The organism is Rhizosphaericola mali, from assembly GCF_004337365.2.
Classification (GTDB): domain Bacteria; phylum Bacteroidota; class Bacteroidia; order Chitinophagales; family Chitinophagaceae; genus Rhizosphaericola; species Rhizosphaericola mali.
In genome coordinates, this window is sequence record NZ_CP044016.1 from 2,021,662 (window position 1) to 2,035,567 (window position 13,906).

Sequence of the window (13,906 nt, forward strand, 5' to 3'; positions counted from 1 at the left end):
CCTATAAATGTCCTTTTCGTACTACAAACAATTAAATGCGATGGATTGTGGCCCCACATGTTTACGCATGGTTGCGAAACATTATGGCAAACATTTTAGTGCCGATTCTTTACATCAATTAATGGGATTTAACAAGGAAGGTGTAACACTACTTGGTATTAGTGATACTGCTGAAAAGATTGGTTTTCGAACGCGCGGAATTCAACTAACTTTAGATCAATTGAAAGAAGTACAACATCCTACTATATTACATTGGAATCAAGAACATTTTGTAGTACTAACTGCCTTAAATAAGCACCATGCAAGTATTGCTGATCCAGCAAAAAAAATACTCACATTATCTATTGAAGAATTTAAATCCCACTGGTTGACTGGAGATATTCATAATGGGAAAGGGATAGCATTAATACTGGAGCCAACTCCTAGATTTTATGAACAAGAAGGTGATTCAGAACAAAAACTGAGTTGGAAACTGATACTTCAATATTTATACAGTAGTAAGGGGAAAGTTGCCCAAGTTTGCGTTGCGCTACTAGTATCTTCATTTTTGCAACTCATATTTCCATTTTTAACACAAAGTATAGTTGATACAGGGATTAATACACACAATCTGCAATACCTAGTAATTGTGTTGATGGCACAACTAATGTTAATATTCAGCCAAACGATTATTGATTTTATACGTAGTAGGATTTTGCTGCGACTTTCTAATCTACTCAACATCCAAATACTATCTGATTTTTGGATTAAACTAGGGCGTCTGCCTCTATCTTATTTTGACACACATCATACAGGGGATACTTTACAACGTATAGGTGACCACAGAACCATACAAAGTTTCCTCACAGGAACAGCATTGAGTACCGTTTTCTCCACAGTGAATTTTATAGTTTATTCTTTTGTATTACTCATGTATAGCGTAGAGCTATTTTTTGTATTCTTAATAGGTAGTATCATTTACTTTTCTTGGGTACAGTTATTTTTACGAATCAGAAGAAAAATTAATTATCAAACATTTCATATTTCTTCTAAGGAAAACAATGCTACCCTTCAAATGATACAGGGGATGCAGGAAATCCGGCTTAATAATGCAGAAAGGCAAAAGCGTTGGGAATGGGAAAATATCCAAGCAATTATATTTAAACTTGGTTTCAAGAGTTTAAATTATAGTCAGTGGCAGTCGGCGGGAGCAACATTAATTAATCAAGTTCAAAATATTACCATTAGCTTTATAGTTGCAAAATTAGTCATTGATGGTAAATTGACACTCGGAAATATGTTAGCAGTCCAATATATTATTGGGCAAATGAGTGGGCCTGTTGCCCAATGGGTAGGTTTTGTACAAACTGCACAGGATGCTAAAATAAGTATGGAGCGACTCAATCAAGTACATAGTCTTGCGGATGAAGAAATCTTGGAAAGAACCTACACTTCCTTACTTCCCTCTAATAAAAGCATATCCATAGAAAATTTAAGTTTTTCCTATCCAGGAGCAGGAAATGAAAATGTCTTAGAGCAAATTAATCTATATATCCCATCCGGTAAGACTACTGCTATTGTAGGAGTCAGTGGTAGTGGTAAAACTAGCTTACTTAAATTACTACTTAAAATATATGAGCAGTATAACGGAGATATTTTTATAGGTGGCAATACTGTGACTATTCAACGAGATGATATGGATAGCCAAGATAGTACTACGGGGTTAAGATTTAGCCACATTAAACATTCTTATTGGAGAAGTATATGTGGAGCTGTTATGCAAGATGGTTATATATTTAACGACACAATTGCGCGCAATATTTCTGTTGGACAAGATAATATTGACATAGATCGTCTTATTTATAGCTGTAAGACGGCTAATATTTATTCGTTTATTGAGTCTTTACCAAACGGATTTTATACAAAACTGGGAAGTGAAGGCACTGGACTTAGTCAAGGTCAAAAACAACGGCTTTTAATAGCTAGAGCAATCTATAAAGACCCTCAATACTTGTTTTTTGACGAAGCCACTAATTCTCTGGATGCAAATAATGAAAAAGAGATTGTGGAGAATCTGGATCGCTTTTTTCAAGGTAGAACAGTTGTTATTGTTGCTCATAGATTAAGTACAGTTAAAAATGCGGATAAGATTGTCGTATTACAGAAAGGGCATATAGTAGAAGAGGGTACGCATGATTATCTTACCTCTATCAAAGGGTATTATTATGAGCTGGTCAAAAATCAATTGGAATTAGGAAACTAAACAACAACAATCAGTACAATGCCGAGCAAAGATTTCGAGAAAATAGATCAACGATTGATTGAAGTAGAAAACGAACATACAGCATCTCACAACTCCGCAAGCACAAAATCTTCTACTTCTTCTATGACTTTAAGATCCGAAGATGCACAAGAAATTATTGAGCATAAAAGCAGTCCAGTAGAAAGATGGGCATTATGGATATTTTTATGTGTGTTGTTACTTTTATTCGCAACTTCTTGGTTTATACATTATCCTGATATTATTCAAGTAAGAGCAACGCTCACATCACAAGATGGCCCTAAAGAAATTGTTCCTAACCAGTCTGGAAGAATTACCCAACTTTTTGTAACAAATGGACAGCATGTCAAAAAAAGAGCAACTATAGCTTATATTGAAAGTGTTGCAGATGTTAATCAGATGTTGGCACTATTTAAGCAAGTTTCAAAAGCAGATCAACTATTAACAGAGAATAAGTATTGCGAAATCTCCCAGCTATTTGTAAAGTCATATAATCAATTAGGAGAAGTTCAAAATGCTTATCAGACCTTTATAACTGCATTACAACAGTTTAACGACTATTATGTAAATGGATTTTACAATAGGAAAAAGAATATGCTGGAGCAGGATTTAGGTGCATTAAAGAAAATGAATAATGCGCTAGGTCAGCAGCGGAAAATTCAAGAGCAAGACAATGCGTTAGAACACGAAAATTATGAAATGAACAAAAAACTCTTTGATGCTAAAATAATATCGGCAGAAGAATACCGACAAGATCAAAGTACACTGCTAAGTAAACAAATGACGCTTCCTCAAACTAATTCCAGTCTACTTTCCAATCAAAATGAGCAACGTTCAAAACTGAAAGATTTAGAACAACTTGATCATGATGTTATACAGCAGCGTATTACAATGGAACAGGCACTTCAAACGCTAAAAAGTGCTTTAGACACTTGGATAAAACAATATATCATTATCGCTCCGGTGGATGGTACTATTAACTTTTCAAAGCCAATACAGCAAAATCAATACCTGCAATCAGATAAAACAATAGGTTATGTTGCTACAGACAACAACAAATTATTTGCGGAACTATATTGGAATAGGCGATGAAAGTGACCCCGTTCCGCCAATTCAAACTGACCCCCATTCGCCAAAATTAAATTGACCCCCTATTTCCAAAGAATACTGACCCCCTAAAAAATCTAGGAGTCTATGTTGTATTGTAGCGTAAAAACTCGGAAGTTACCACTACATCAAATGGTGATTTTCGATGGCAAACAGAACAATAGAAATGTACAAGATTAGACAATTGATACGGCTATCACTTGAAGGCAGGGGAAGTAAATATATCAGTGCCAGCGTAGGAATATCGCGCAATACGGTTAAGAAGTACCTAGCATTACTACGTGGTAGTGGTTATGATGGTACCCAATTATCAGCGATGAGCGATGATCAGTTGCTGTCGCTATTGGGTGTAGCTCAGCGACCACAGTGGAGTCCCAGCCAGCGCAGTAAGGCGCTCGAGCCCTTATTGGCAGACTATGTCCGTCAACTACGCAAAAACAGAGGCGTAACCAAATGGATGTTGTATGAGCAGTACAAACAACTTTATCCAGATGGCTATAAATCTTCTCGCTTTATGGATTATCTCAATTTATACATGGGCAAGATCCGTCCATCTCTTCGGGTGGTACATAAGGCAGGCGATAAGATGTATATCGATTTTACGGGTAAAAAACTCTATATCACAGACCCTAATACAGGAGCCATTACAGCCGTAGAAGTATTTGTGGCAATATTGGGATGTAGTCAATTGACCTATGTACAAGCGGTGGCTAGTCAGAAAAAAGAAGATTTTATAGATGCCTGTGAGTCGGCACTCCATTATTTTGGTGGAGTACCTGAAGCGATCGTCCCTGACAATCTGAAATCTGCCGTTAGTAAACCGGGACGTTATGAGTCCAAGGTCAATGAAAGCTTTGCCGCATTTGCGGCTCATTACGGAACGCATGTATTCCCCACCAGAGTCTACCGTCCCAAAGACAAAGCTTTGGTGGAAGGGGCTGTAAAACTGATTTACACTTCCATATTTACCCAAATAGACAAAAGTGTATATCACACCTTGGACAACCTCAATGAGGCCATTGCTCTTCATTTGGAAAGACATAACAACCATCCGATGAGCTCTGGATTACCTAGTCGCAGGGAGCAATTTGAGACGTTGGAAAAAGATACTTTACTGCCCTTAAACGCCTACCGATACGACCCTTTGGATAGCCGTATCACCACCGTAGGTAAAAATGGATACGTGGCACTGGACTATCATTATTACAGCGTTCCGTATAAATACATTGGTAAAAAAATAAAGATCCTATATAGTAGTACCCGCGTGGAACTCTTTATAGGAAGTGAGCTTATCTGCAGGCACGCACGTAGTTACCAAAAAGAAAAATACGTACAAGATCCTGCCCACTTAGCCAGCTGGCAATCGGGGGCTGCGTCCATGTGGGATCCTAAAGCTTTTTTACAGCAAGCAGAGGCGATCTCAGAGGACCTGAAGCGGTATCTGGAAAAAGTATTGGCGCGGCCAGAATACCCTGACAAGAACCTACGTGCTTGCCAAGGGATCTTGAATATCGGTAGAAAAGTAGGTGCTTCCAGGCTCGTCAATGCTTGCAAAAGAGCCCATGAATTTGGTATCTACAACTATGGCATTATAGAAAAAATATTGAAATCCAAGGCGGACTTTATGGACGAAGATACACCTCAAAGTCAGACGGGTATCTCTATGCCAGAACATGACAATATACGCGGTGGAAAGTATTACCAATAACCGTTTAAAAAATAAAATCCATCATCCATAATAAAAATAAAACAACAATTATGAACACAAACAAAGAATGCTTAGACAAAATGAGCAGCATGCATCTCAGTGGTATGGTCAGTGCTTTTAAAACCTATATCGAACAGGATGGCTCCAGTGGTCCCAGTTATACGCAAGATGAGTTGATTCATTTTCTCATACAATCAGAATGGGAGGATCGCAGATACCGGGCTCAACAACGATCCATACGTAATGCAGGCTTCCGTTACCATGCCCAACCAGAGCAGTTGGACTATCAAGGAGATCGTGGCTTAGACCGTAATCTCGTACAAAGACTCTTGGAGGGTAGCTTTATCGATCAGGCAAGCGATGTGTTTATTACCGGTAGTACCGGTACAGGAAAAAGCTTTCTTGCTTCCGCCATTGGATATCAAGCTTGTATACTGGGATACAAAGTCTATTACGCCACGACTTCCAAATTAATGGCACAGCTAAAAGTTGCCAAAGCCGAAGGGGCTCATTTAAAAGAACTTGCCAGAATAGAAAAGGCACAGCTTTTCATTTTGGATGATTTTGGTGTACAACCGCTAGACGCGGCAGCAAGGAATCTGCTGTTGGATATCATTGAGGATCGACATGGTAAAAGATCTACAATGATTACCTCTCAATTACCCGTGGCAAAATGGCACGATATCATTGGCGAGAAAACGGTAGCGGATGCAATTTTGGATAGAATCGTACACCAAGCGATACGTATCGAACTATATGGTGAATCCCTAAGAAAGAAAAAGAAAATACAGTCCTAATTGGGCTGATATAGATTTAGTAACTTTGCACTATAAATACAACATGTTCTTTGGAAAATAATCGGGCCACATTTGGATACTAAAATACGCTTCTTCGAAAGCGTTTTTTAGGGGGTCAATTTAATTTTGGTATTAGGGGGGCAATTTCATCGGTTTTTACACTATATCTCCCTCAAAATAATTTGGGAAAAGCGGATACTGGTATGGAAGTGCAATTACGCTTTGATGCCTATCCTTATCAGGAAAAAGGTGTCGTAAATGGTAGGCTTGCATATATATCTAGAGTAATATCAGATAGTGGTTATCTGGGTATTGTAAGACTGGATAATGGATTACTTACAAGCCAACACCAACAACTTTCGTACAAAGACGGATTAAAGGCAGATGCATTGATTATAACAAAGGATATGAGTTTATTAAACAGATTATATTATAACGTTACAAAAGCAATGAGTCTTAACAATAAATAACTTTTTGATGTTTGTAGAAGAATTGAACAACGAAATTGGGATATGCTAAGAATACAAAACTTTATAAAATACTGGTTTGCAATAATCTCTCTTTTTTATTTCACATTAGAAGGAAAGTCCCAAAAGTCATGGACATTAGACAGTTGCATAAATTATGCATATTCGCATAATCTTTCCATTAATTCTGCTAAAATGCAAATCTTAACGATGGAAAATACCTACAAACAGTCTAGTAATAACCGGTTTCCAACACTTAGCTTTTCTTCATCACTTGCATCTCAGTTTGGACGATCCATTGATCCCACCACCAATACATATACAAATACACATATCACATACAATAGTATGGGTTTTACATCTGGGATAACACTATTTAACTGGTTCTCAGTTAAAAACAAAATTAAGTACAATCGTAAAAATGTGGAAATAGCAAGTTTGGAAACTGAAAGACTCAAAAATGATTTGAAGCTTAACATTACAGCAGCCTATCTTCAGATTATACTTGCGGAAAAGCAACTGGAAATATCTCAACAACAGATCAGTCTTACGTTACAACAGCTTGATATAACAACTAAACAGGTAGACTATGGTAAAAAGCCTGAAAGTGACCGACTTCAGATAGTTACAGAATTATCGTCAGATAGCACTACTTATTTTAATCAATTATCCGCCATTCAACAAGCTAAATTACAAGTCATTCTTTTGTTGAGTATAGACCCTAAAGAAGGCTTTGAAATAAATAAGTCGGACACAGTCATAGAAAATCAACTCCCAATTCTCGAAAATCCAGAATCTATTTATGACGTTGTTAAAACAAAACAGCCTCTTCAAAAAGAAGACAAAGCCAAATTGGAAGCTTTGAGTTATCAAAAAGCTATTTCCAAGGCTAGTTTTTACCCCACACTTTCTTCCAGTGCGTCAATGTCTTCTAACTACTCCAATGCTTATACCAACAGTTATGGAAAACCTTATGGATATTTTAATCAATTATTGAATATCAATTTATATCAGTATGTAGGACTTTCGTTAAGTATCCCGATTTTTAACAACAAATCAGCTTATTATAATTATAAAAATGTAATTGTACAAATAAAAATACAGCAACTCCAAAATGAGAGTGATAATCAACAGCTCAAGCAAGATATATATAATGCTTATAATATAGCAAGTACAAACTTATCGGTTTATTTGTCTAATAAACGGACACTTGAAGCAACTGAAAAAGGATATACTATGTCACAAAAGAGATTTGAAATCGGAAAATCTACATTGTCTGATTATTTAACATCTTTAAACACATTATACCAAGCAAGAATAAATTATATTAATGCTTACTATAACTATATATTTTCAAACAAAATATTATTATATTATAGATATAATTAATGCGTCTATTTATTTATAAAATCTTTAATTATTTTTCAAGTTAATCTAATTCAGTGGTAGTGTGTTATTTTTGAAAACGGCTCACCAAATTTATTTAATATAGACTTCTTCAGACATGTGAATTTCGTGATTGAAAAATTTAAGGATTTTTTAAATAATTGACATTCAAAATCCTTGGAAACTGGGTATCCATTATGTTAGTTTTAAATTGTGATATTTTATTTTATTTCATTTCATGGGATTTATTTTTATGTTAGAGTACTTTTTTTGATTATTTTTGATAGAGTAAAAAAAAGGTTAGCATTTCGGTTAGCAAAGATTTTTTTTTAATATTTAAGTAACTAATATTCACGGGATTAATTTTTGTAGTATTGCTCCCAGCGGGATCACTTGCATACAATTTAAGCATTGATAATCAATAGATTGCAATGCTTATTTTTTTATACTTACAGTTATACTTACATTTTTAGGATATTTTAATTGGTTGAAATAGTTTAATCTCTGAGGGTACAATTCCCCGAAGCTCTACTTCGAATTATAAAATATAGTTCACTAATACCTCGTGGGCTCTGCCCCGAGGCAGTTTATTTTCTTTTTTTATCCAACATATTATTTCGAAACAGATAACCATAAATTTAACTGGTAAATTGAGAATTTGCTTTTAGTAAAAAATTTAACATCAAATAGATTGAAAATATAAGCTGTGTTATTGATTGATAAATAACTTTTACAGCTTATAATTTTTATTGTGAGCCAAATTTATTTAGTGTGAAGTTTAGTTAATTCCAATGCAGTAAGTTTATCTTTTACAAAAGTTGACACCGTCAATCTGTGGACACCTAAAATTCGACCTATTGCTGAATATGAAACATTCTTTTGGAGCAATTCTTTGATATGCTTTTCCTGCCCAGTCAATTTAGTACGTAGTGATTTACGTCCCTTAGGACGGCCAAGAATTACACCCTCGGCTTTTTTTCTTGCCAAAGCTTCCTTGGTTCTTTGAGATATAAGATTTCGCTCTATCTCCGCTGAAAGGCCAAATGCAAATGCTAATACCTTAGAACTTATATCACTTCCTAGTCTATAATTATCTTTTATAGTCCAAACTTTTATTTCTCTTTGCATACATTCATTGAGAATACCCATAATCATTAAAAGATTTCTCCCCAACCTTGATAATTCAGCACAAATCAATATATCATCTTTCTTCATTTTTTTAAGTAGTCTACCTAATCGGCGTTCTTCTAATCTTTTGGTGCCGGAAATCGTTTCATCGATCCATTTACTTACTACGCAGTCATGTTGTTCACAAAAACGATTAATCTCAAAACGTTGGTTCTCCACAGTCTGTTGATCCGTACTTACACGGATATAGCCATAAATCATCTGTTAATCTGTTTAATTTAATGAAAATTATTTTGTTTAAAATATACCAAAATTGTATAACTAAAACTTAAACATTTTTTTTATACATTAAATGAGCGTTTTTATTAGACAACACGCTATAATATGCCAATTTCAGCAACATGAAAGCTGGGTAATATTGTCTTCCATCGAGCAGCAGATAAAAACTAAAATTGAAAAAGTTGGAACTCCTTTAAAGGATTGGGATATATCCATCAATTATGGTATAAAGACTGGTTTAAATGATGCCTTTATTATAGATGGATCTAAAAGAAAGGAACTCATAGAACAGGATCCAAAATGTGAAGAAATAATACGACCGATTTTACGCGGCAGAGACATAAAGAGATATGGATACGACTATGCTGATAAGTATGTAATTTGTGCAAGATTGGAGACTGATATTCCTTCTAATTATCCTGCAATTTACAGGCATCTTAATCAATATAGAGCTGAGGGCAATTGGGCGATAATTCTACTACTAAAGTGTTTAAGCGTCCATGGTGGAGTTGGATGCAAGAACCTATTAATTATTGGGACGATTTCTCTAAACAGAAAATCGTGTGGGTGAAATATCGGACAAAACAAAATTTTGTATTGATCTGGATGGATTATTTACCACTGAAGCCACTACTTTTCTTATGACAGGGCCGTCTTTGCTTTATCTACTTGGATTTCTTAATTCAAAAATATCAGAACATCTATTCTCAAAAATAGGAACAACAACAGGAGTGGGAACAGTTCGATGGAAAAAATATACCATTGAGCAATTGAAGGTACCCGTTATTTCAAAAAATCGTCAAAACGAATATGAGAGTATTGTACGGCAGATCGTGAAACTACAATTTAAAGAAAAAGATATAGCGATGCTTGTATTAAAAATTGATAATATGATTTATCAAGACTTGCAATTAACTATAGAGGAGATAGGATTTATAGAATCTCTATAAATCCTATGGCATTTCGTTCTTCTTCTGTCAGTGCATATAAATCAAATATTTTTTTGTCAATTTCAAGATCAATTTCTTTAGTTGAAATTTTTTTTTCAACTAAGTTTTGTTGTTCATTAACCAGTTTTTGGAAATCAAAATCTATCTTATCTGAAACTCTAATAACTGGAATTTTATCTAAAAAAATTTTCCTTATTTCTCGAGTACCTCCTTGGAGTTCAGGAAAGTTGTCAATAAAACAATATTTAAATATTGACGAATTTAAAAATGCTGTTAAAAATGAGATATGTGTTCCTGTTATCATAAATGATTTATCATTTGTAAAAAACCTTTATGATCTAAATAGAAAGGTAAATATTTCGTCATATTGGGATACACGATTTTCTGTTTAGAAAAATCGTCCCAATAACCTATGCTATCTTGGGTTTCAAACCATTTGTTATTTGTTTTTTTTCGAGCACCAAGCTCTCCTGTTTGTTTAAGACGATCATAACCAAAGCCAAGCAGGTATTGCTTTATAGCAGGTAATCTTCAATATCATAATGCATGCTAGGAAATGTAGCTATAAGATAAATATCAGCAAATTCATAGCCAAAACGCTTAATATCACGTCCTCTTAAAATCGGTCGTATAATTTCGGCGGATTTTGCGTCCTCAGTAATTAATTCATCTTTTTTCTTTCCATCTATAATGAATGCTTCATTGTAACCCGTAAGAATTCCACGATAAATATTAATATCCCAATCTTTTAGTGGTGTACCTACGGCTTCTATCTTACTCTTAATTGATTGCTCAACAGGACTAAGAATTACCCAACTAGAAGATGTCTCAAAATTGGAATTTCCTGCTTGTTGCCTAATAAAAACGCTCAAATTATTTAACACCTTTTCTTTTGCCTGACAAGCAAGTGTATTGCCTTCATATTTTTGCTTGGAGAATAAAAGGATATTGGTATCAACTGTAGCTGCATCGAATATTTTTTGCCCAGCAAAATCAATCAAAATTTCTGTATTTACGTTGCTAGTTAAATAAGCTCGGAGACTTTCTCCATATCCTGCTCGCATCCATTTATTGGAAGTTATAAAAGTAAGAACGCCTTCGGGTTTTAATAAATGATTGCCGAGTTCAAAAAATAGCATATAAATATCTCCCATTCGGGTATATGTTTCGAATCCCATTTGAGCGAGTTTTTCGCTTTCTGTCCCCATCTTTTGTAACTGGATGTAAGGAGGATTGCCTATGATACAGTCAAAACCAATAAAACGACCATCATCATCTAGAATCTCAGGAAATTCAAATCGCCATTCAAATGCTTGTTCATAGATTTTATTATTCTTTATTTCTTCTACTTTTTCTTCCAGTTTTTTGATTTCCTTTTCTAATTGAGCAATCTTTTTCTTTCCTTCCTTAGTCTTACTTTTTTCTTCACCAAAAAGTTCAGAAGTCTGTTGTAAAGGCAAAAGATTGCTTCTTAACGAATGGATCTTTTTGATAATCGGGTCATTAACAAAAATATCCTTCTTAAAATCTTCTTTAATGCCTTTAATCAATCGAAGCAAATCATGTTTCTCATCTTTAGAATGTGCATTTCTATAGTTGGATACTGTGGTTTGATATGTTTCAATTGTCCATTTTGTTCCCTTCAACAAATGTTTTAGACTCGCATCCAATGGGAAGCGACTTATAAGAGAGTTTCCACATTTAATATTAATATCTATATTGGGCAATGTTTCAAGGTCTGCACTTTTTCCATTCTCTTTATAATACGCATTTTTAAGCAGCTCAATCCAAAGCCGTAATTGACATATCTTTACAGAATTGGGGTTGAGGTCTACTCCAAAAAGACAGTTTTCAATAATTGTTCTTTTCTCACGGAAAAGAGTTTCCTGTACAAGTTGTCGTTCTTTTAAAGCTGGACGGTATTCAAATAATTTTCCTGTTTCATCTTTAACAACCAATTCGTCATTTTGTACTTCTATTTCATAATCATTAATCCGAAATCCGTTATTATCCAAGAGGATACCTAGTCGAGCCTTACTGGCTATCATTTCATTTAAGGCGGATACGAGAAAATGACCAGACCCCACTGCCGGATCGCATATTTTTATACTATTTATAAGTTCGTTTGCAGCTTTTCTATCCTTAATATTTTCTCGTAACTCTTCAAGGCTTTTGCAGTCCAATCCTTGCGTTTCTTTAAACTTTTGTAAAATAGCTTTATGTATTGTCTCTTCTGCTATATACATAGTTATAAAACCAGGGGTAAAGAACGATCCATCTTTATACCCATTGATTTTCTCGAATATCAAACCTAAAACAGAGGCATTAATAAGATTTTTATTTTCTTCCTGTATGTCCTCGGCGCCATCGCTTGTAAAATCATACGCATTCAAAAATGCAAATAAATACTCCAAAGTATCAATATTGCCACTCTTAGTTTTACCATTATTATCTTTTAAAACTGTTCCATTTGGCAATGACAACTGGATATCATCAGGTAGTGCACTGATATTAATACTCCTCGACTCAAGTTCGGTTAATTCAAATAGTGAACTATTCAAGTACGGTACATTCAAAAATGAATTACGTACCTTCTCAGTTCTTTCCGATGGCTGTTTAGCCATCACAAGAAAAAACAAATCATTTAAATCATCAAAACTTCGAATTTTATCAAAATTTAAAAACGCATATCCATTATCCCCTTTATGATAAGCAATAAGCTGCCCTTCCAACAATTTCAAAAACAAGATTCTATTGATCCATGTTATTGCTAGTTCCAATCCTACATTGAATAATTGCTCTTGTTTAGTTTCGCCGTAATTAGAACGATTTTGTAAATTATAAAGAATATCCATCCCGTCAATTTTGGCAATGGCGCATTCAAGTAATGATCCAGGATTACGTTCTTTTTCAACTTTCCTACGTATAACGGACTTTCCACTATCTTTTTCCTCTTTTAACCCAATAATATGCAATAGTTCAGAATAAAATTCCTTGTCTAACTGATTGCTGTCGTTATTAAAAGGAAGTTTTAAAAGATGTTCTGGAGAAAGAATTTTGTATAGTGGAATTAGTTGGTTATCATTTTTCGTTTGCTTGTTTTGAATCGCATTTTTATAGTCTAGGATATTAAAATAGCAATAACTAATACGTTTCAAATTCAATTCTATGGCAGGTTTCGCTACTTCTTTGTAAAATAAAGAATGGTCACTAACAGCTAACCTTTTCCCTTCAAAATCATTGAATTGCTGGATCAGCTTACGATCATGGGCAAACAATTTTTCAAACAGTTGTGCATCAAATACATACCACTCTTCCAAATTTGTAATAATGAGATGTTTTAAATCAATGTTATTTTGAGTAATACGCTCTCTTAGATAATAGAGTAATAACTCTTGAAATGCCTTGGTATTAAGATTTTTTTCAGAGGGCATTTCTGCTTTATTTTTCAAGGCTTTCGCTTCTATTATAACACCGACAGAACTCTGAGGATCTTTTCCATTGTATATTACTAAATCGGAACGACCACGAGTGTTTATATAATAATTAGGACTATAATATGTATTTTTCAAGAAATCAGATATGAGATTTTTAAGATACTCTTCCGACTCTTGTTTGTCTGTCAAATTAAATAAAGCTGTTATGTTTTGCTTAAATGTATCAATGTTTGTGCGATTAATCTTTCTTTTCAGATAAGCGCTATTTATATATTTTCTAAGGGTATTAGATGTTGATTGCATTATTATATTTTATTATTTAAAACCATGTACCAATGGTAAAAGCTTCTGGATTTGATTTTTCGCCTTGGCCGTTTTGTTATATAT

General features: G+C 34.4%; 11 protein-coding genes. 8 read left to right on the forward strand and 3 right to left on the reverse strand.

Annotation, left to right across the window (positions count from 1 at the left end; all coding sequences use genetic code 11):
• The first annotated feature begins 7 nt into the window (after positions 1-7).
• The 6 genes from E0W69_RS08740 to E0W69_RS08765 all read left to right on the forward strand — a co-directional run bounded on the left by E0W69_RS08740 (position 8) and on the right by E0W69_RS08765 (position 7,728).
• Positions 8-2,242, forward strand: a complete 2,235-nt coding sequence (locus tag E0W69_RS08740) for a peptidase domain-containing ABC transporter (protein ID WP_131329700.1) — start codon at positions 8-10, stop codon at positions 2,240-2,242.
• 18 nt (positions 2,243-2,260) lie between these two features.
• Positions 2,261-3,352: an HlyD family secretion protein gene (locus E0W69_RS08745; protein WP_131329701.1), complete on the forward strand. Its 1,092-nt coding sequence runs from the start codon at positions 2,261-2,263 to the stop codon at positions 3,350-3,352.
• Positions 3,353-3,533: 181 nt separating this feature from the next.
• Positions 3,534-5,075: an IS21 family transposase gene (istA, locus tag E0W69_RS08750; protein WP_225321483.1), complete on the forward strand. Its 1,542-nt coding sequence runs from the start codon at positions 3,534-3,536 to the stop codon at positions 5,073-5,075.
• Positions 5,076-5,125: 50 nt separating this feature from the next.
• Positions 5,126-5,872 (forward strand): IS21-like element helper ATPase IstB, encoded by a 747-nt coding sequence (gene istB / locus E0W69_RS08755; protein WP_131329702.1) that lies wholly within the window; start codon positions 5,126-5,128, stop codon positions 5,870-5,872.
• A gap of 182 nt (positions 5,873-6,054) precedes the next feature.
• Complete coding sequence (locus E0W69_RS08760; protein WP_191968015.1) at positions 6,055-6,342, forward strand: putative HlyD family type I secretion protein; 288 nt, start codon at positions 6,055-6,057, stop codon at positions 6,340-6,342.
• Positions 6,343-6,384: 42 nt separating this feature from the next.
• Positions 6,385-7,728, forward strand: coding sequence for a TolC family protein (locus E0W69_RS08765; protein ID WP_131329704.1), 1,344 nt, complete (start codon positions 6,385-6,387; stop codon positions 7,726-7,728).
• 759 nt (positions 7,729-8,487) lie between these two features.
• Here the strand turns inward: E0W69_RS08765 and E0W69_RS08770 are convergent.
• Positions 8,488-9,114 (reverse strand): master DNA invertase Mpi family serine-type recombinase, encoded by a 627-nt coding sequence (locus E0W69_RS08770; protein ID WP_131329705.1) that lies wholly within the window; start codon positions 9,112-9,114, stop codon positions 8,488-8,490.
• 157 nt (positions 9,115-9,271) lie between these two features.
• Between E0W69_RS08770 and E0W69_RS20465 the strand changes: the two genes are divergently transcribed.
• Positions 9,272-9,703 carry a hypothetical protein gene (locus E0W69_RS20465; protein ID WP_191968016.1) on the forward strand — a complete coding sequence of 144 codons (432 nt, stop codon included), beginning with the start codon at positions 9,272-9,274 and terminating at the stop codon, positions 9,701-9,703.
• Positions 9,696-10,082, forward strand: coding sequence for a restriction endonuclease subunit S domain-containing protein (locus E0W69_RS08780; RefSeq protein ID WP_131329706.1), 387 nt, complete (start codon positions 9,696-9,698; stop codon positions 10,080-10,082). Before E0W69_RS20465 ends, E0W69_RS08780 begins: the two co-directional genes overlap by 8 nt.
• Here E0W69_RS08780 and E0W69_RS20615 read toward each other — a convergent pair.
• Both E0W69_RS20615 and E0W69_RS08785 read right to left on the reverse strand, forming a co-directional pair.
• Positions 10,066-10,386, reverse strand: a complete 321-nt coding sequence (locus E0W69_RS20615; protein ID WP_225321459.1) for a hypothetical protein — start codon at positions 10,384-10,386, stop codon at positions 10,066-10,068. The two genes, E0W69_RS08780 and E0W69_RS20615, sit on opposite strands and share 17 nt — an antisense overlap.
• Before the next feature lie 211 nt (positions 10,387-10,597).
• Positions 10,598-13,822, reverse strand: coding sequence for a type IIG restriction enzyme/methyltransferase (locus tag E0W69_RS08785; RefSeq protein ID WP_225321460.1), 3,225 nt, complete (start codon positions 13,820-13,822; stop codon positions 10,598-10,600).
• Positions 13,823-13,906 lie beyond the last annotated feature (84 nt).

Bases quoted from the DNA above. Each gene is read 5' to 3' on its own strand.
- E0W69_RS08740 (WP_131329700.1), top strand. From the start codon at position 8: ATGTCCTTTTCGTACTACAAACAATTAAATGCGATGGATTGTGGCCCC.
- E0W69_RS08745 (WP_131329701.1), top strand. From the start codon at position 2,261: ATGCCGAGCAAAGATTTCGAGAAAATAGATCAACGATTGATTGAAGTA.
- istA (WP_225321483.1), top strand. From the start codon at position 3,534: ATGTACAAGATTAGACAATTGATACGGCTATCACTTGAAGGCAGGGGA.
- istB (WP_131329702.1), top strand. From the start codon at position 5,126: ATGAACACAAACAAAGAATGCTTAGACAAAATGAGCAGCATGCATCTC.
- E0W69_RS08765 (WP_131329704.1), top strand. From the start codon at position 6,385: ATGCTAAGAATACAAAACTTTATAAAATACTGGTTTGCAATAATCTCT.
- E0W69_RS08770 (WP_131329705.1), bottom strand. From the start codon at position 9,114: ATGATTTATGGCTATATCCGTGTAAGTACGGATCAACAGACTGTGGAG.
- E0W69_RS20615 (WP_225321459.1), bottom strand. From the start codon at position 10,386: ATGATAACAGGAACACATATCTCATTTTTAACAGCATTTTTAAATTCG.
- E0W69_RS08785 (WP_225321460.1), bottom strand. From the start codon at position 13,822: ATGCAATCAACATCTAATACCCTTAGAAAATATATAAATAGCGCTTAT.